Consider the following 17,443-nt stretch of genomic DNA (forward strand, 5'->3'; position numbering starts at 1 on the left):
TTACTGGTAGATCTTTTCTCCCTTGGATAGCCACACCCCCCATTTTCTGCTGTATGCATGAATCTGATCTGTAGGATTACCATAGCTATCAACAATGGGATATGACCTGTTAACCCATTCGAAAATACCCCCGTATAAATTATAAATATTAGTAAAACCTGCTTCAACCAGTTTTTCAGTTATTTTTTCAGAACGGTAGCCTATACTACAATAAACAATTATTGGTGTACTTTTTTCCAAATCAGATACCTTTTCAATATCAAATTCTTCAAATCCAATCCATTTGCTAGCAGGAATATGACTTACAGCGTATTCATCAAATGATCTAGTATCTAAAAAAACTGCATCAGGTCTTCTTAACGCTTCATCTACATTGATCTCTTCAACCGAATGATCCAACATAGTTTTAAGAAGTAAATTGTAAGAACCACTTGAAACATTTGACTGAGCATTTGAAGAAAATATTCCCATAAAAAAAATCAACCCAATAAGTATTTTACTTTTCATTATTCAATTAAATTCAACTTTAATAAATCTACGTATTCACCTGACCTCCAGGCTTTACAAGTTACATGTTCTTTTAATAAATGAGGCTTTAAAATTGATTTCCCACATAAAATTCTCGCACATTCCTGTATTCCCTCCGTAATACTTGGGTGTGGATGCACCAATTCAGCCATTTGTTCTATCCCCTGGTTCATATGAATCAAAAGCGCTATTGCCTCGATCGATGCAGAAGCAGAAAATCCTACTACCCGCATACCTAGAATTTTCATGTCCGGGTCATCAGTTACAATAATCTTCATGAAGCCATCTGTAAGCTGGCGTGCTATTGCTCGTGGGATGCATTCATAATCTAATGTAACTACCCTGTAATCGGTACCCTTATCTTTCAATTGCTGCTCATTAAAACCAACTCCGGCAACCTCAGGATTGAGGAACATTATAGTACTAACGTTTTTATAGTTAAGTTCCTTATTTGTACTCCCAAAAATCTGATCTACGGCATGGCGGCCTTCTAATTCACCAATATTGACCAGAGCCATATCAGAGGTAATATCTCCCACAGCATGAATATTAGGCACTGATGTTTGGGTATCATTATTGATTATTCCCCGATCATCAAATTCTATCGGAACACTTTCAGACCATAAATTTTCGATATTTGGCACTCTGCCAACTGAAACAAGAGCCTTTTCTACAGTGAAAAGTTGCTTTCTTCCGTTATGATACTCCAGTTCATATTCCACGCGATCATCAACTACTTCCATTCTTATCAACCGGGACTTCCTGTGAATAAGGACGTTATTTTTCTCAAAATTGTTTTCTATTCTGTTTACAACATCAGGATCCTCAAAGGGAAGTATTCTGTCGCCTTTATCAATCAGGTGAACTTTAGTGTAGCCAAAATTGGAGAATACTGTTGCATATTCACATCCAATAACTCCTGCACCAAGAATTACCATGCTCTTGGGGAAATCACGAAGATGTTCAATCCCGTCACTACTGAGTATATATTCCTCATCTATTTCAATATCAGGTAATTGCCTGGGTCGACTACCAGTAGCAATAATAATATGTTCTGTTTCAATGACTTCCTCAGAATTGTCTTCACAAGTAATTTTGACAGTGTGAGGAGTGTCAATATATGCCTTACCTTCTTTAAAAGTGATATTTTCATCAATATCTTTATTTCCGGCATATTGTATCTGGCTAAGTAACTGAGCCTGCCTCATATTAGTGGCATTAAGCACCTCATTGTACACCTCTTTAAACCTGATTCTAGGCATATCTTTTCCCTGGAGATTCAAATGATGCCTGACTGTCGATATCTGCCTGCTCAATTCCCACCACGTTTTACTACTCAAGGCACCATTCCACAAGCCGGCGCCTCCGAGCTTTTTACCTTCTACCAATAAAACCTTTTTATTATAATCAAGTGCTCGCATAGCTGCAGCATAACCCGAGGGCCCTGCACCTATCACACATAAGTCGTATTTTTCCATAAAAAAACCCTGACATATTATTGTTGTCAGGGTTAAAATAATAATTTCTAATCGATATAAGTTGTTAATTGGCATTCTTTTCGAGCCAGACACCTGCAAGCATACATCTTACACTACCGCCTCCATATTTCTCAATAGTTGGAATCGATGGTGTTAAGATTGTTGAATGCTTTTCTATTTCCTTGATCTGACCTTCCAATAATGAATCATAGGCCGTTTTAGACATGATGGTAAAAGACTTTCCTTCATTATTTTTTACTTCCAGCATATTACCGGCAAAATTATTCATTTGCGCATAGCTGATAGCGATCACCTTTTTATTGGTCTGTTCAAATTTATCGAGTAACATACCATGTTCTTCTTCAGGAATAGCATCAAGACAAATCACTACAAACTTTTCTGCAAGGCACATTACTACATTTGTGTGATAAACATCCTTACCGTATTTCTGATCATATGCGTGAAAAATAACTGGCTCAAAACCCATTTCCTCACATAAATTCTTTAAAAGATCTTCATCAGTTCTTGTGGATAAATTAGCGTAGGCAAGCTTATTGTCATAATCAAAAACAATGGAACCGGTTCCTTCAAGGAATTTACCAGACTTTTCAGGCTCAGAGATATCTTTAACATCAGAAACAAGGTATCCTGCCTCTTTTAATATATCAACGATATCTTCCCTTCTTTCAAACCGTCTGTTTTCAGCTTCCATAGGGTACTTAACAACAATATTACCCTCATGAAATGATATCCAGTTATTAGGAAAAATACTATCCGGAGTGTGAGGATCATCTGTATCCTGAATAACAACAACCTCAATACCATTCTCTTTTAAGAGATCATAAAATGCATCAAACTCTTTAACGGCATTTTGCTGTGTTAATTCACTCGCACTATTCTCATCAGATTGCTGAAACGCATTTGACACTGCAGTTTCAGGATTAGCTCCAAATCGAACAGGTCTGACCATCATCACTGCCGGAGCTGCCTGTATTGAATTACTCATATTATGTTATTTATGTCTCTTTTGTAAAACTTCAATTACTTCTTCCAGGTCAATTTCTTTTGCCTGCAGTAATACCAGGTAATGATATAAAAGATCAGCCGCCTCTCCGAGGAAAAGCTCTTTGTTATCATCTTTAGCCTCGATAACTATCTCAACTGCTTCTTCACCTACCTTCTGGGCTACCTTATTAATTCCCTTTTTAAAAAGAGATGAAGTATAAGATTTTTCAGAAGGTGATTCGTACCTGTCCTTTATAGTTTTTTTCAAATGGTCTATAAACTGAATACTACCTTCATTTGACTCATCAAAACAAGTGTCTGAACCTGTATGACAAGCCGGACCTGCAGGCTTTACGTAGACAAGTAATGTATCTGCATCACAATCCTGCCTGATTGATTCAAGATTGAGAACATTACCACTGGTTTCCCCTTTAGTCCATAATCGTTTTTTAGAACGGCTATAAAAGGTAACAAGTTTGGATTCTAAGGTCTTTTCAAGAGATTCCCTGTTCATGTATCCCATCATGAGTACATTTTTAGTGGTCACATCTTGTACAATTGCTGGAATCAATCCATCACCTTTTTCAAAATCAAGCTGATCAATATTTAATTTATCAGTCATTATAATCTGATTGTTAGTCCTTTTTCTAATAAATATCTTTTTAATTCCGGGATCCCTATTTCATGAAAGTGAAATATACTGGCAGCAAGTCCTGCATCAGCATTCCCGTGAGTAAAAACATCATAAAAATGCTCCATACTACCTGCTCCGCCACTAGCTATAACCGGAATATCAACCTGTTCGTTTAATTCTCTCATTAACTCACACGCAAACCCCTGTTTAGTTCCATCGTGATCCATCGACGTCAACAAGATCTCACCGGCTCCCCGATCATAAACTTCTTTAATCCATTCAAATGTTCTTTTATCTGTTGGGGTTCTTCCTCCTCTTACGTGAACAATATGCTCACCATCTACAAAGCGTGTATCGACAGCGACGACTACACACTGGCTGCCAAATTCAAGAGCCAGTTTATCTACCAATGACGGATCTTTAACTACCGAAGAATTAACAGAAATTTTATCAGCTCCTGCATCGAGTAAAGCAGAAACATCTTCTATTGAGGAAATCCCTCCTCCTACTGTAAACGGTATATCAACCTGGCTGCCTACTTTCCTGACAAGGTCAACCAGTGTTTTTCTCTTTTCAACTGTGGCAGTTATGTCAAGAAAAACAAGTTCATCAGCACCCTGTGAAGCATAAACAGCTGCCTGTTCCACCGGATCCCCGGCATCCACAAGATCGACAAAATTTATTCCCTTTACGGTTCTGCCATCTTTAATATCCAAACAAGGAATAATTCTTTTACTAAGCATTCTGTCCTAAAATTATTTGAGATAATTGTTTCAAGGAAACTTTGTTCTCATAGATAGCTTTCCCAATTATAATACCCTCAACTTCCATTGCCATCAGATCTTTAATATCCTCAATTCCTGATACACCTCCACTGGCAATTAATTTTACTTTCGGGGTTTTGTCCATGATCTCTTTATACAGATCAAATGATGGACCCTGAAGAAGGCCATCTTTGGCTACATCTGTGCAGATCACATACTCTACTCCTTTATTTACGTAGTCGTTGATAAAATCAGTGACTTCCAACTCAGATTTTTCTTCCCATCCACTGGTCGCGATCATTTTATCCCTGGCATCAGCCCCAAGAATAATTTTTTGAGCCCCATATTTTTCAAGCCATCTTAAAAATGTTTCCGGTTCTTTCGCGGCGATACTACCACCGGTGATCTGATCTGCTCCGGCATTGAATGCATCGGTAGCATCCTGATCACGTTTGATCCCTCCACCAAAATCAACATGAAGACCATCAAGAGAGGCAATTTTTTCTAAAACATTAAGATTTACTATCTGCTTGTTTCTAGCACCATCAAGATCAACAAGGTGAAGATTCTTTAAACCATTATCTAAAAATTCCCTGGCTACTTCCACAGGATCCTCATTATAGATAGTTTTCTTACCATAATCTCCCTGTGTAAGTCGGACACACTTACCTTCGATAATATCAATTGCGGGTATTAATCTGGTCTCCATTTATTTCGTGTTTTCAATGAAATTCTTCAAAAATAAACTTCCAGCATCAGCACTTTTTTCTGGATGGGGCTGAATAGCATAGAAATTATTTCGCTGTATTACAACACTAAAATCGTGCATATAGTTTGCAGATGCCAGTGTATATTTTGACAAAGGAGCATAATAGCTATGTACAAAATAAAAATACGGCTGGGCTCCCACTCCTTCAAAGAGCGGACCTTCCTTATAAGCTACTTTATTCCATCCCATATGAGGAATTTTATAAGAAATGACAGCATTTGGATCCGGCTTAAATCGCTTGACATCAATATCAAAAACCCCAAGGCATTCAGTGTCGTTTTCTTCAGTATGGCGACACATCAATTGAAGTCCCAGACAAACTCCTAGAGTAGGTTGAGTAAGACTTCTTAAAACTGTATCAAGACCATTTTCTTGTAAATAATTCATTGCTGTACTGGCCTCTCCCACCCCTGGGAAAATCACTTTATCCGCAGACATGATATCTGAGGCATTATCAGTAAGTCTGTATTTGACACCTAACCTGTCTAAAGCATATTTGACAGACTGCACATTGCCGGCGTTATATTTAATTATTGCTATATCCATTCAGGTAAAATTGATCGTAAAAATAATAAGGAAATTCATCATGGAGACACTCTCCATAGGAATAGATCAATGACAATGATGATGATGGTGACAGTTTCCTATAATGTAACTGTACAACAGGGATTTAATAAACTGATTGGTATTCGTGGAAACCATTTTCACCTCTTTGGTCGATTTGTTTTAAAAATTAAAAGCACCTCTATTAAAGGTGCTTTCAAAATTATTGGTTTTAATAGATAAAAACTACTTTGTAACAGCAGAATCTTCATGTTCTGCGACTTTTTTAGCTAAAAGCCTGTCAATTTCAGGAATAGAGTTATAAAGTTGTTCGTAACTATCTATAATAAAATACTTAGTCTGGAAAACATCTTTTCTGTAAGAAGTATCCAGCATTGTATCTACATCGTATTCAATATGCTCTGGTTTATCAGTAGTAGCATATTCAGTTTCACCTTTTGAAGAAAGAATACCTGCTCCATAGATCTTCAACTCGCCATTTTCTCTGATCAATCCAAACTCCACTGTAAACCAGTAAACTCTTGATAATAAATGAATAGCGTGAGGATTATCTATATACTTTAAGCCAAGTTTTGATAAATCCTGAAGAAAATCAACAAATGCCTGATTAGTAAGTAATGGCACGTGTCCGTAAATATCGTGGAACATATCCGGCTCCTCAAGGTAATCAAGCTGATCTAAGCTTCTTAACCATGTCGAACTTGGAAACTTTTTATTAGACATCAGCTGGAAAAATTTATCATCATCGATCAATCCAGGAACGATGAAAATCTCCCAACCGGTTATGTCTCTTAATATATCATTGGTCTTTTTGATATTAGGGATCTCATCAGCTTTAAACTTAATCAGCTCTAACCCCCTGATATATTCCTCAGAAGCATAGACAGGAATATTGTCTTTCTGTCTATCAAAAAGCATTTTCCAAACCTTAAAATCTTCCTCTGTATATGCCTCGTAATCCTGATTCATAATGGGAAGACCGCTGTGTTTTTCATATTCAGTACTCATATTCCTTAGGGTTAATGTTGTCTAATGTCGTCTAGTTTTATGAACGAATTTTATTTTACTATGATACAATTCACAGCATTAAAATTCTTATATGGTGAAATTAGTAAAAAAAAAGTTACTGATGCAACCAAAATGACAACAACCTTACAACTGTTAGGTTTTTGTCATCAGTAAAAAGCTTTCCTTAATTTATGAGTTTCTCTCATCGCTTTTACCAATTTCTCAGATTCTTTAAAATCCAGCGTTTGCTGACCATCACTATACGCTTTTTCAGGACAGGAATGAGATTCAAATATTACACCATCAGCCCCGGCTATAACAGATGCCATCGCAACTTCACCAACGTGCTTTCTAATACCAATACCATGTGAAGGATCTGCGATCACCGGAAGATGCGTTTTCTCTTTTAAGATCGGGATCGCATTGATATCAAAAGTATTTCTTGAAGCCTTTTCGTAAGTTCTGATACCTCGCTCACATAATAATAATTTTTCATTGCCTCCGGAAAATACATATTCAGCTGAATACAATAATTCATCAATAGTTCCCGAGATACCCCGTTTTATCATTACTGCCTTATCAACTTTCCCCAGTTCATCGAGAAGATTGAAATTTTGTGTATTTCTCGCCCCTACCTGGTAAATATCCACGTAATCATACATTTCTTCTATCTGAGAAACCTGCATCACTTCAGTAATGATCTTCAGGCCAGCCTCTTTTGCCATTTTATACCAAAGCTTAAGTCCGTCGATACCCAGGCCTCTAAAAGAATAAGGTGAACTGCGAGGCTTATAAACCCCTCCACGCATAATTTTCACACCCTGACTTTTAAGGAAATCGATCGTATCAGCAATTTGTTCCTCTCCCTCAATGCTACATGGGCCAGACATGATGGCGAGCTCGTCACCTCCAATAATCACTCCATCACCAAGGTCAATAACTGTAGGATTAACTTTCCATTTGTTAGATACAAGCTTATAATCGTCAGACACTATATGTATATCCCTGATCCCCGGCAATTGCCCAATGGCACGAATATCGAAATCTGATTTTCCAATACCAATTAGATATTTGCCCTTCTGGGTATTTACTTCGTTCGCTTTGTACCCGATATCATCCAGCCTTTCTTTAACTTTCAAGATCTGGTCTTCGGAAGCATTATTTTCTAATTGTATGATCATTGACTTATTTTTTCTCCTTTCACCATATTAATAAATGAATGAACCTTATCAGCGATAGAATCCTTATCAGATTCCTTTAATGCTTTTATGAAGGCACTGCCTATAATAGCCCCGGATGAATATTCGGAAGCAGTTTTAAAGGTTTTGTTATCACTAATACCAAAACCGATTAGCCTTGGATTATTCAGATTCATACTTTTGATTCTATTAAAGTATTTCAATTGTTCTTCCGAAATTTCCTTTTTAGCTCCTGTGATCGAACTATTACTTACCATATAAATAAAGCCTGAAGTATTTTCATCGATCATTCTGATCCTTTCTTCAGAAGTTTGTGGAGTGATCAGATACATATTATGGAGATCATAGCTATCAAAAAGATCCTTATATTGTTCCACATATTCCAGAATTGGAAGGTCCGGAATGATCACACCATCCACCCCACATTCTTTACACTTTTTACAAAACTCTTCAAGACCAAATTGTAAAACCGGATTAAAATACCCCATCAGTACAACAGGTATATCAACCTTTTTACGCATGGTTTTCAACTGGCTGAAGATCTTTTGCATGCTGATGCCATTTTTAAGAGCGACACCATTACTTTCCTGAATTGTCGGGCCGTCTGCTACCGGATCAGAATATGGGATACCGATCTCGACCATGTCAGCACCAGCCTTTTCAAGTTCGGCAAGGATCTCCAAAGTATCATCTAATTCAGGATAACCTGCCGTAAAATAGACTGTCAGGACATTCTCTGATTTATTTTCAAATAATTTATTTATCCTGTTCTTAACCATAATCATCAGTATTTTCCCCAGTTTATATATGTTTGCAGGTCTTTATCTCCCCGGCCGGAAAGATTTATAACCACGACATCATTTTCATTAAGATCGAGCTGATTCAGTGCTGAAAATGCATGAGCAGATTCAACAGCTGGAATAATCCCCTCCAACCTGCTTAATTCTATACCAGCCTTCATTGAATTCTCATCATCAACGGCAATAAATTTTGCTCGTCCTGTCTCAAATAAATGGGCGTGTAATGGCCCTATACCAGGATAGTCAAGGCCAGCTGATATACTATAAGGCTCTACAACTTGTCCATCAGTAGTTTGCATTAAAAGCGTCATACTTCCGTGCAAAACCCCTGGAGTACCTTTAAAAGTTGTAGCTGCAGTTTCACCTGATTCCACTCCTTTACCAGCAGCTTCTGCTGCAATGATTTTCACATCCGGATTATCAAGATAGTGGTAGTAAATTCCAGCTGCATTACTGCCTCCTCCTACACAAGCCACCACATAATCGGGATTTTCTCTACCTTCTGCTTCCTTAAGTTGTTTTTTCACTTCCTCGCTTATCACAGCCTGAAATCGGGTAACCATATCCGGATATGGATGTGGACCAACAACTGAACCGATTATATAATGAGTATCCTGAGGATTGTTGATCCAGTGCCTCATCGCCTCGTTGGTTGCATCTTTTAGCGTCCGACTACCTGATTCTGCCGGGATCACTTCGGCACCAAGAATTCTCATTCTTTCAACATTAGGCTTTTGCCTTTCCATATCGACAGCTCCCATATATACTTTACATTCTAATCCTGCAAGGGCACATACAGTAGCTGTAGCAACACCATGCTGACCAGCTCCGGTTTCAGCAATAATCTTTTTCTTGCCTAATCTTTTAGCCAGCAATATTTGACCTATTGTGTTATTTACCTTGTGGGCTCCTGTATGACAAAGGTCTTCTCGTTTGAGATATATTTTAGCACCATATTTTTCTGAAAGTCTTTTGGCAAAATATAAAGGCGTAGGTCTTCCCACATAATCTTTTAACAATGCCCTGAATTCCTCTTGAAAATCCGGATCACCAATTATTTCAAGGTAATTATTCTTTAATTCCTCCACATTTGGATATAACATCTCAGGGATGAAAGCTCCTCCGAACTTTCCGTAATAGCCTCTTTCATCTACTGCGTACTTTGACATATTTGAGCTATTTTATTTTTTATTGTTTTTATTTCTTTCAGGTCTTTTAGAGCTGGTTTAATTTCAACTCCGCTGTTAAGATCCACAGCATAAAAAGCCGGATTTTTAATTTTTGATATCCCTTGAATATTTGACTGATTCAAGCCACCGGCAAGAAAAAAGGGTTTCGAAAAAGTTTTATCATTCAGAATTTCCCAATCGAAAACAATTCCGTTACCACCGGGTTTTTCTCCTTTCGTGTCGAACAAATAAAAATCAACCGATTTACGATAGTCTTCAGCTTTTTCAAGATCACCTTCGTCCCAAACAGGAAATGCCTTAATAACTTTGACTCCTTGTTTTCTGACTTGGGAAGCAAATTCCGGAGTTTCATCGCCATGCAACTGAACCGCCTCAAGACCATACTTTTTAATCGCCTGAACAATATCCTCCAGATCTGAATTAACGAATACACCGGTTTTAATTATCCTTTGAAATTGAGAAAAATCTGTTTCGGAATCACCTGCAAACCGGGATGAGCCGGGATAAAATATCAAGCCCATAAAATCAACTCGTAACTTTATCAGCTGATCAATATTCTCAGGATCGCGCATCCCGCATACTTTAATTTTAATATCTTTCATTTCAGGCATTCGTCGGATAAACATTTTCAAGTTCTTTTACCTTCGCCAAAAACTTAGCTGCTTCATAATGAGGTCTGGAATAACGCATAAAACGTTCTCCTATTAAAAACCCATCAAAACCATTATTTTTTAAATACACAAGATCTTCCGGACGATCTATTCCACTCTCTGCAATCTTTACTTTACCATCTGGTATAAATGATAAAAGCTCAACAGAATTTTCAAGGTTCACATCAAATGTCTTTAAGTTTCTATTGTTAACACCAAAAAGATCAGCATCGCTCTCTAAATTAGATGTCAACTCCTCTTTATCGTGCACCTCTAACAATACTTCTAAACCCAGATCATGTGCGAAAGCTGTAAACTTCTTAATAGTCTTCGGATCAAGTACAGAAGCGATCAGTAAAATACAATCTGCACCAATTGATTTTGCTTCAATAATCTGATACTCATCAACTATAAACTCTTTCCTTAAGATCGGACAGTAATTAAATTTCCTGGCCGTTATCAAATCATCGTTAGTTCCACCAAAATATTTCTGATCCGTCAATACTGACAAAGCTGAAGCTCCGGCCTGCATATAACCTATAGAGATTTCTTCAACTGATATATATTTATTAATATCTCCCTTACTCGGGGAGCGACGTTTAATTTCAGCTATCACGCCACTTTTATCTTCTCTTTTAATATAGTGGCTCATAGAAACTGGCATAGTTTCAAACCAGATACTCTTTTCAAGTTTTTTTACCGGGATGAGCTCCTTTTTCTCTTTTACTTCTTCTTTCTTATCTACTATAATTCTATCAAGTATATTCATCAGGCAACCAGTTTTTTTAGTACAGAATAAGCATTTCCAGACTCCAACGATTCTTTCGCCTTACCAATCGCATCAGCATCAGATAGTTTATCATCAGCACATTTTAAAGCCATCGCAGAATTAGCTAAAACTACCTCCTTTTGAGCTTCAGTTCCTTTTCCTTCAAGGATATCAATGAAGATCTTAGCAGAAGACTCTACTGTTTCTCCACCATATATCTGTTTTGCATCAACCTTGCTCAATCCTAATTGTTTCGGACTAATGATACTTTCACCAGTATTAGTAATGGCCTTAAAATCTCCGGTCAGTGATATTTCATCATATCCATCCAACGCGTGAAGAACAACGAAATCTTTATCAGTCTGCTGGAATAAATATGCATATAATCTTGCCAGCTCCAGGCTAAACACCCCCGTGAGCTGCTTTTTAGGACTTGCCGGATTCACCATCGGGCCAAGCATATTAAAAAATGTTTTTACACCAAGATCCTTTCTTACGGGAGCAACATTTTTCATTGCCGGATGAAATAAAGGAGCATGGAGAAAACATATACCAGCTTCATCGATCTGCTTTTTTAATGTAGATTCATCATTGGTAAACTCATATCCAAGGTGAGCTAACAGATTTGATGATCCACAAGCCGAAGAAACACCATTATTTCCATGCTTGGCAACTTTTACTCCTGCCCCGGCCACAACAAAGGAACTCAAGGTTGATATGTTGAAAGTATTCTTTCCGTCACCTCCGGTACCGCAAAGGTCTATCGGATCAAATTCAGCTAGATCAATCGGAACACATAATTCCATCATCGCTTTTCTAAACCCACTCAACTCTTCTACAGTGATACTTCGCATCATATAAACTGTTAGAAAGGAAGCCATCTGAGAAGCATTGTATTTACCTTTAGCCAGATTGATCAATACTTCTTTAGCCTGGGCTTCAGAAAGTGTTCTATATTCAAATAATGTATTTAATATCTCTTTCATTGTTTTTGATTTCAGATTTTCAACCAGTTTTGGAGCATTTTACTTCCCTCAGGAGTCATTACCGATTCAGGATGAAATTGCACCCCCCTTACATCGTGTGATTCATGACTCAAGGCCATTATCACTCCTGAAATATCAGTAGCAGTGATTTTGATAGGTGTGTTTTCCAGTGAGTCAGGCTTCACAGCCCAGGAGTGATATCTAGTAGTTACAAATCGGTCTGGAAGATCTTTAAAAATGGGTTCATTTCTATCTTTAAGGTAGGTATCCATTGCAACACCGTGTATAACAGTATCGAGATTATAAAGTTTTCCGCCATATGCTTCAGCAATAGCCTGGCATCCGAGACATACACCAAATATGCTTTTAGAAGACCCGTATTCCTTAAGTAGTTCCGGAAGAATTCCGGCCTCATAAGGCAAGCCTGGGCCCGGAGAAATCAGAATCTTATCGTAATTTCTAACTTCTTCCAGCGCAATTTTATCATTCCGGAATACATCAGTATTATTATCATATCCGAGATCCCTGAGAATATGCACCAGGTTATAAGTAAATGAATCGTAATTATCTAGAACTAATATTTTCACTTGATCAATTATTAATATCTTTTATTAATTTCTTCTGCATCGGTAATAGCCTGACGCAATGCTGCCACCTTATTATTTACTTCCTGCAATTCACTTTCTATATCAGATTTTGCTACTACTCCTGCTCCTGCCTGGAAGTAGAGTTTATTTTGTTTACTTAGAAAGGATCTTATCATAATTGCATGATTGAAATCACCATTAAAACCGAGATAGCCAATTGCCCCTCCATAATAACTTCTTGCGGTAGGCTCAAGAGAATCGATCAAAGTCATCGCTTTATATTTCGGTGCCCCTGATAATGTCCCTGCAGGAAAAGTATCTGCTACTAATCTGATGGGACTTGCAGAGCCATTAAGTTTTCCTGTAACCTTGGAAACGAGGTGTATGACATGCGAATAAAACTGAACTTCTTTATAAGTTTCAACCTCTACTGATTTTGCTGAACGGCTCAGATCATTTCTTGCCAGATCAACCAGCATTAAATGTTCTGAGTTCTCTTTTGGATCTTCTAAAAGTTTTTCCGCTAGCTGAGCATCGGTTTTATCATTCCCTGTTCTTTTAAAAGTACCGGCTATTGGAAAAATACCGGCCTGTCCATCACTAATAACCAACTGAGCCTCAGGCGAAGACCCAAATATTTTATAACTCCCATAATCAAAGTAAAAAAGGTACGGAGAAGGATTTATAGACCTTAGTGCCCGATAGACATTGAATTCATCACCGGTAAAGCCAACTTTGAACCTACGGCTTAAGACTATCTGAAAAACATCACCGTTAAAACAAGCCTGCTGTCCTTTGTCTAATATCTCAAGAAAATCTTTTTCATTAATATTAGCCTGCTCTTTTTCAGATACTGAGAAGGTATAGCCAGGATAGTTTTTATTATCTATTAAAGACATCAGCTCCTGTTCACTCATCCCTTCATCTTCATTAAGATGGTGTGAAATTAAAAAGCAGGCATTTTTAAAATGGTCAATAACCAGGATTTGACGATACACTGAGTACCTGATCTCCGGAATATGGTTTTCATCATCTTTTTGACTAAGATTGAGGTCTTCAAAATGCTGGACCGCGTCATATCCCATATAACCAAACAACCCATTTACGGCAAAAGGCAGATCCAGATCACTACCTTCAAAGGAACGCGCGAAATCAGTAAGCTTGTCAACCACATTTGATCTATCCACCTTTTCATTCACCGGGGCTTCACCAGGCATTTCCAGGGTCAATTCGCCTTTATCAACGATAAAAGAAGCTATCGGATCAAAACAGATATAAGAATAGCTATTTTCATGACCATGGTAGTCAGAGCTTTCAAGAAGCAAGGTCCCCGGAAATTTATCTCTAAGTTTTAAGTAAAGATTCACCGGGGTGATCGTATCAGCCAGGAAGCGCTTTACCGTTGATTTAAACTTGTATTTCATACTTTTTAATTGAGTTTAGACCAAAAAAAAAGCTTGCCGGAACCGACAAGCTTTTTAAGATTATAAATTATATCTTTTTATACATAACGGTCCCGTGTTCATCTGTCGATGTACCACCAGTACCATGCGTTATGTATATTAATTTTCATCATTTGTAACAAATCTAATTCTTCAGATCAATTTGTCAAACAAATTCACATCATTTTTTTTGAGCTGAAGCTCTCACTTCTTTTTTAGTTTCAGCATTTTTCTGTTTCCTGGGTCGGTTTACACCATATGAACCACTCCAGATTTTACCTTTTTTTGTTTTTTTATCTCCTTTTCCCATAATTATAAATTTTGAGTTTACAGATAATACAATTAAGATAAAATTATAAAATATCGATTTAAATTAAAAAAGCAGTTACTCAGACTATAAGTAACTGCTTTTTTGATTTGTTATTTATTATTTCTTACCAGATTTTCACTCTTTCTTCTTCTGGAAGATACATATCATCACCTTCTTCAACATTGAAAGCTGCATAGAATGCATCAATGTTTTTTAATGGGCCATTTGCCCTGTACATTCCAGGTGAATGAGAATCTGTTTGTATGAGGTTTCTTAAAGTTTCATCTCGGTACTTAATTCTCCATACTGTAGCCCATGACATAAAGAATCGCTGTTCTGCTGTGAATCCCGCAATTGGCTCAGGCTTACTGGTTGCCTCATAATGATTCATCAAACCATCATAAGCTACTGAAAGACCACAAAGGTCACCAATATTCTCTCCTAAAGTAAGCTTACCGTTTACATTAACTGCAGGAAGTGGTTCATACTGATCAAATTGTTTAATCAACATTGCTGATTTTGATTTAAATTGTTCAGCATCAGTTTCACTCCACCAGTTTTTCATATTTCCTTCAGAATCAAATCTGGAACCGTTATCATCAAAACCATGAGAAACTTCATGGCCAATTACTGCACCAATACCTCCGTAATTAACAGCATCATCAGCTTTGAAATCAAAAAATGGAGGCTGTAAAATTGCTGCCGGGAAAACAATTTCGTTATTCAATGGACTATAATATGCATTAACAGTCTGAGGAGTCATGCCCCATTCTTTTTTATCCACTGGTTGACCTACTTTTTCAATATCTTTTTTGAAATTCCATTCCCTGGCGTTGATCATATTTTCAACAAGACTGGTTTCAACAATATTAAGATCGCTGTAATCCTTCCATTCATCCGGATAACCAATCTTAACTGTGATTGTACTCAATTTCTCCAAAGCTTTTGTTTTAGTTGAGTCAGTCATCCAATCAAGTGATTCGATCCTGTTTCCAAAAGCAGAAAGAATGTTTTTAACCATTTTGTCAGCAGACTCTTTTGCTTCAGGTGGAAAAGCCTCAGCTACGTATAATTTACCAACAGCCTCTCCTGCTACTCCATTTACCATTGATAGAACTCTCTTCCATCTAGGTCTCATCTCTTCAGTTCCTCTCAGTTTTTTACCATAAAAAGCAAAATTTTGAGAAACCAAATCATTACTAAGGTAATTGGCATAATCATTTATAAGATGCCATTTAAGATAGGCTTTCAAGGCATCAGAATCGTACTTAGAAACAACAACATCTACACCCTGGAAAAATTCCGGAACAGAAACGATTATACTATCAAGATCTGCAAGACCAATTCCGGCAAAATATTCATTCCACTTAAACTCATCATTTAATTCATTGACATTCTCTACTGCATATTTATTGTACAGAGCAGGAATATTCCTCATCTCAACCCTGGTTCTGGAAGAATCTGCTAATAAGGTTTCTATTTCCATTACCTTTTCTGCCTGAGCTGAAGCGGCTTCCTGAGTTTCACCAGCAAGAACGAGCATTTTTTCTACATGCTTAACATATTCCTCTCTAATAGATTGAGAAACTGAATCTTCTTTAAAATAATAATCTCTATCAGGTAGCCCAAGACCAGATTGCCATAGGTAAGCAGCATTAACTTTACTATTCTTAAGATCAGCAAGAACGCCAAAACCAAAAAACACGCTTCCTCCTCTTTTATGATCTTGAATCACATACTCCTGGAGAGAAGCTTTGTCAGAAATCCCATTGATTTGATCAAAGTAAGGAGCTAAGGGTTTAATCCCTACATTCTCAGCAAGACTTGAATCCATACCGACATTATAAAAAAGACCGGCCTTGTATTCATCCGAGCCTTCTTTCAGCTCTCCACTCTCAAGTGCATTTTCAAGAACTTCTCTAACCGTTGCAGTACTTTTCTCCCTCAGTTCATTAAAACTCCCCCATCGGCCCTGATCACCAGGAATTTCAGTTTCATCAACCCAGGTACCATTTACATACCTGAAAAAGTCATCCTGAGCTCGAACTGTTGTATCCATTAATGAAACATCAATGGCGTTATTTTTACTTTTTTCTACATTAGATTGACATGCCATTATACCAGCAGTCAACAGAAGTAAATAAATTTTTTTCATGTTTTACGATCGAATTTTAAACTTCAAACTTAACAATATGACTGATTATCTGGTTAATAAATTTGATTAATGGTAAATTTTTAGTGTAAAAAACAAATTAATTATGGCCAGACCTAACAGATCGTTGATAAGCGCCTTGAGGAAGGCTGCGAAGAAGTTGAATAAAAGTGATAAATATCAGTGGGGACATATGGGAAGCTGCAATTGTGGATTTCTGGCCCAGGAGATCACGAAGTTAAATAAAGGCGAAATACATGCCTATGCAATGCAAAAATATGGTGACTGGACTGAACAGGCCATGGATTACTGTACAGACAGCAAGCAACCGTTTGATCTAATCATAAACACAATGGTCAACGAGGGGCTCACTATCGAAGATTTAATTGAACTCGAAAGATTAAAAAATAAAGAAGTTCTGAAAAGAATCCCAAATAAAGACTACCTGAAACACAACAAGAAAGAAGATGTAGTAAAGTATATGAATGCATGGGCTGACCTGCTGGAAGAAAAACTTAAAGAAAAAGTAAGCCAAAACTATACTGAAGTTAAAACAGAAGTTTCCAAGCCAGTTTTTGCATAAAAGATTGTCCAAATATATAGATCTT

General features: G+C 37.3%; 19 protein-coding genes. 1 reads left to right on the top strand and 18 read right to left on the bottom strand.

Annotated elements, in window-relative coordinates; genetic code table 11:
• The 18 genes from OO013_RS17670 to OO013_RS17755 form a co-directional block, all read right to left on the bottom strand.
• Window positions 1-507 (bottom strand): rhodanese-like domain-containing protein, encoded by a 507-nt coding sequence (locus OO013_RS17670; RefSeq protein ID WP_266058313.1) that lies wholly within the window; start codon window positions 505-507, stop codon window positions 1-3.
• Window positions 507-2,006: a dihydrolipoyl dehydrogenase family protein gene (locus tag OO013_RS17675; RefSeq protein ID WP_266058314.1), complete on the bottom strand. Its 1,500-nt coding sequence runs from the start codon at window positions 2,004-2,006 to the stop codon at window positions 507-509. Before OO013_RS17675 ends, OO013_RS17670 begins: the two co-directional genes overlap by 1 nt.
• Window positions 2,007-2,070: 64 nt before the next feature.
• Window positions 2,071-3,012 (bottom strand): citrulline utilization hydrolase CtlX, encoded by a 942-nt coding sequence (gene ctlX / locus OO013_RS17680; RefSeq protein ID WP_266058315.1) that lies wholly within the window; start codon window positions 3,010-3,012, stop codon window positions 2,071-2,073.
• A 6-nt stretch (window positions 3,013-3,018) separates the two neighbouring features.
• A complete protein-coding gene (hisIE, locus tag OO013_RS17685; RefSeq protein ID WP_266058316.1) occupies window positions 3,019-3,633 on the bottom strand; it encodes a bifunctional phosphoribosyl-AMP cyclohydrolase/phosphoribosyl-ATP diphosphatase HisIE in 615 nt (204 codons plus the stop codon).
• On the bottom strand, window positions 3,633-4,388 hold the full coding sequence (gene hisF, locus OO013_RS17690; protein ID WP_266058317.1) for an imidazole glycerol phosphate synthase subunit HisF: 756 nt from the start codon (window positions 4,386-4,388) through the stop codon (window positions 3,633-3,635). Before hisF ends, hisIE begins: the two co-directional genes overlap by 1 nt.
• Window positions 4,381-5,118 carry a 1-(5-phosphoribosyl)-5-[(5-phosphoribosylamino)methylideneamino]imidazole-4-carboxamide isomerase gene (gene hisA / locus OO013_RS17695; protein ID WP_266058318.1) on the bottom strand — a complete coding sequence of 246 codons (738 nt, stop codon included), beginning with the start codon at window positions 5,116-5,118 and terminating at the stop codon, window positions 4,381-4,383. Before hisA ends, hisF begins: the two co-directional genes overlap by 8 nt.
• Window positions 5,119-5,724 carry an imidazole glycerol phosphate synthase subunit HisH gene (gene hisH / locus OO013_RS17700; protein ID WP_266058319.1) on the bottom strand — a complete coding sequence of 202 codons (606 nt, stop codon included), beginning with the start codon at window positions 5,722-5,724 and terminating at the stop codon, window positions 5,119-5,121.
• Between the two features lie 243 nt (window positions 5,725-5,967).
• The gene (locus tag OO013_RS17705) at window positions 5,968-6,750 is read right to left on the bottom strand and encodes a phenylalanine 4-monooxygenase (protein WP_266058320.1); all 783 of its coding nucleotides are present in this window, start codon (window positions 6,748-6,750) and stop codon (window positions 5,968-5,970) included.
• A gap of 167 nt (window positions 6,751-6,917) precedes the next feature.
• The gene (aroF, locus tag OO013_RS17710; protein ID WP_266058321.1) at window positions 6,918-7,931 is read right to left on the bottom strand and encodes a 3-deoxy-7-phosphoheptulonate synthase; all 1,014 of its coding nucleotides are present in this window, start codon (window positions 7,929-7,931) and stop codon (window positions 6,918-6,920) included.
• Window positions 7,928-8,728 (bottom strand): tryptophan synthase subunit alpha, encoded by an 801-nt coding sequence (gene trpA / locus OO013_RS17715; protein ID WP_266058322.1) that lies wholly within the window; start codon window positions 8,726-8,728, stop codon window positions 7,928-7,930. Before trpA ends, aroF begins: the two co-directional genes overlap by 4 nt.
• A 5-nt stretch (window positions 8,729-8,733) precedes the next feature.
• Window positions 8,734-9,918: a tryptophan synthase subunit beta gene (gene trpB, locus OO013_RS17720; RefSeq protein WP_266058323.1), complete on the bottom strand. Its 1,185-nt coding sequence runs from the start codon at window positions 9,916-9,918 to the stop codon at window positions 8,734-8,736.
• The gene (locus OO013_RS17725) at window positions 9,900-10,541 is read right to left on the bottom strand and encodes a phosphoribosylanthranilate isomerase (protein WP_266058324.1); all 642 of its coding nucleotides are present in this window, start codon (window positions 10,539-10,541) and stop codon (window positions 9,900-9,902) included. The genes trpB and OO013_RS17725 overlap by 19 nt, the downstream gene beginning before the upstream one ends.
• Window position 10,542: 1 nt before the next feature.
• Window positions 10,543-11,358, bottom strand: coding sequence for an indole-3-glycerol phosphate synthase TrpC (gene trpC, locus OO013_RS17730; protein WP_266058325.1), 816 nt, complete (start codon window positions 11,356-11,358; stop codon window positions 10,543-10,545).
• Entirely contained in the window at window positions 11,358-12,344 is a 987-nt protein-coding gene (trpD, locus tag OO013_RS17735; RefSeq protein ID WP_266058327.1) for an anthranilate phosphoribosyltransferase, read from the bottom strand. Before trpD ends, trpC begins: the two co-directional genes overlap by 1 nt.
• 11 nt (window positions 12,345-12,355) lie before the next feature.
• On the bottom strand, window positions 12,356-12,931 hold the full coding sequence (locus OO013_RS17740) for an anthranilate synthase component II (RefSeq protein ID WP_266058328.1): 576 nt from the start codon (window positions 12,929-12,931) through the stop codon (window positions 12,356-12,358).
• 11 nt (window positions 12,932-12,942) lie between these two features.
• Entirely contained in the window at window positions 12,943-14,355 is a 1,413-nt protein-coding gene (locus OO013_RS17745) for an anthranilate synthase component I family protein (RefSeq protein WP_266058329.1), read from the bottom strand.
• Between the two features lie 199 nt (window positions 14,356-14,554).
• Window positions 14,555-14,683, bottom strand: a complete 129-nt coding sequence (locus OO013_RS17750) for a 30S ribosomal protein THX (protein WP_266058330.1) — start codon at window positions 14,681-14,683, stop codon at window positions 14,555-14,557.
• Window positions 14,684-14,807: 124 nt separating this feature from the next.
• Window positions 14,808-16,838, bottom strand: coding sequence for a M13 family metallopeptidase (locus tag OO013_RS17755; protein WP_266058331.1), 2,031 nt, complete (start codon window positions 16,836-16,838; stop codon window positions 14,808-14,810).
• Window positions 16,839-16,941: 103 nt separating this feature from the next.
• Between OO013_RS17755 and OO013_RS17760 the strand changes: the two genes are divergently transcribed.
• Window positions 16,942-17,418, top strand: a complete 477-nt coding sequence (locus tag OO013_RS17760; protein ID WP_266058332.1) for a hypothetical protein — start codon at window positions 16,942-16,944, stop codon at window positions 17,416-17,418.
• Window positions 17,419-17,443 lie beyond the last annotated feature (25 nt).

Origin of the sequence: Mangrovivirga halotolerans (assembly GCF_026241165.1) — a bacterium.
Classification (GTDB): Bacteria; Bacteroidota; Bacteroidia; order Cytophagales; family Cyclobacteriaceae; genus Mangrovivirga; species Mangrovivirga halotolerans.

What these genes read in the sequence shown, in the direction of transcription:
- hisH (WP_266058319.1), bottom strand. Translation starts at nt 5,724, where the DNA reads ATGGATATAGCAATAATTAAATATAACGCCGGCAATGTGCAGTCTGTC.
- OO013_RS17670 (WP_266058313.1), bottom strand. Translation starts at nt 507, where the DNA reads ATGAAAAGTAAAATACTTATTGGGTTGATTTTTTTTATGGGAATATTT.
- OO013_RS17750 (WP_266058330.1), bottom strand. Translation starts at nt 14,683, where the DNA reads ATGGGAAAAGGAGATAAAAAAACAAAAAAAGGTAAAATCTGGAGTGGT.
- OO013_RS17745 (WP_266058329.1), bottom strand. Translation starts at nt 14,355, where the DNA reads ATGAAATACAAGTTTAAATCAACGGTAAAGCGCTTCCTGGCTGATACG.
- hisA (WP_266058318.1), bottom strand. Translation starts at nt 5,118, where the DNA reads ATGGAGACCAGATTAATACCCGCAATTGATATTATCGAAGGTAAGTGT.
- trpC (WP_266058325.1), bottom strand. Translation starts at nt 11,358, where the DNA reads ATGAATATACTTGATAGAATTATAGTAGATAAGAAAGAAGAAGTAAAA.
- OO013_RS17675 (WP_266058314.1), bottom strand. Translation starts at nt 2,006, where the DNA reads ATGGAAAAATACGACTTATGTGTGATAGGTGCAGGGCCCTCGGGTTAT.
- OO013_RS17705 (WP_266058320.1), bottom strand. Translation starts at nt 6,750, where the DNA reads ATGAGTACTGAATATGAAAAACACAGCGGTCTTCCCATTATGAATCAG.
- trpD (WP_266058327.1), bottom strand. Translation starts at nt 12,344, where the DNA reads ATGAAAGAGATATTAAATACATTATTTGAATATAGAACACTTTCTGAA.
- hisIE (WP_266058316.1), bottom strand. Translation starts at nt 3,633, where the DNA reads ATGACTGATAAATTAAATATTGATCAGCTTGATTTTGAAAAAGGTGAT.
- ctlX (WP_266058315.1), bottom strand. Translation starts at nt 3,012, where the DNA reads ATGAGTAATTCAATACAGGCAGCTCCGGCAGTGATGATGGTCAGACCT.
- aroF (WP_266058321.1), bottom strand. Translation starts at nt 7,931, where the DNA reads ATGATCATACAATTAGAAAATAATGCTTCCGAAGACCAGATCTTGAAA.
- OO013_RS17725 (WP_266058324.1), bottom strand. Translation starts at nt 10,541, where the DNA reads ATGAAAGATATTAAAATTAAAGTATGCGGGATGCGCGATCCTGAGAAT.
- trpB (WP_266058323.1), bottom strand. Translation starts at nt 9,918, where the DNA reads ATGTCAAAGTACGCAGTAGATGAAAGAGGCTATTACGGAAAGTTCGGA.
- trpA (WP_266058322.1), bottom strand. Translation starts at nt 8,728, where the DNA reads ATGGTTAAGAACAGGATAAATAAATTATTTGAAAATAAATCAGAGAAT.
- hisF (WP_266058317.1), bottom strand. Translation starts at nt 4,388, where the DNA reads ATGCTTAGTAAAAGAATTATTCCTTGTTTGGATATTAAAGATGGCAGA.
- OO013_RS17755 (WP_266058331.1), bottom strand. Translation starts at nt 16,838, where the DNA reads ATGAAAAAAATTTATTTACTTCTGTTGACTGCTGGTATAATGGCATGT.
- OO013_RS17760 (WP_266058332.1), top strand. Translation starts at nt 16,942, where the DNA reads ATGGCCAGACCTAACAGATCGTTGATAAGCGCCTTGAGGAAGGCTGCG.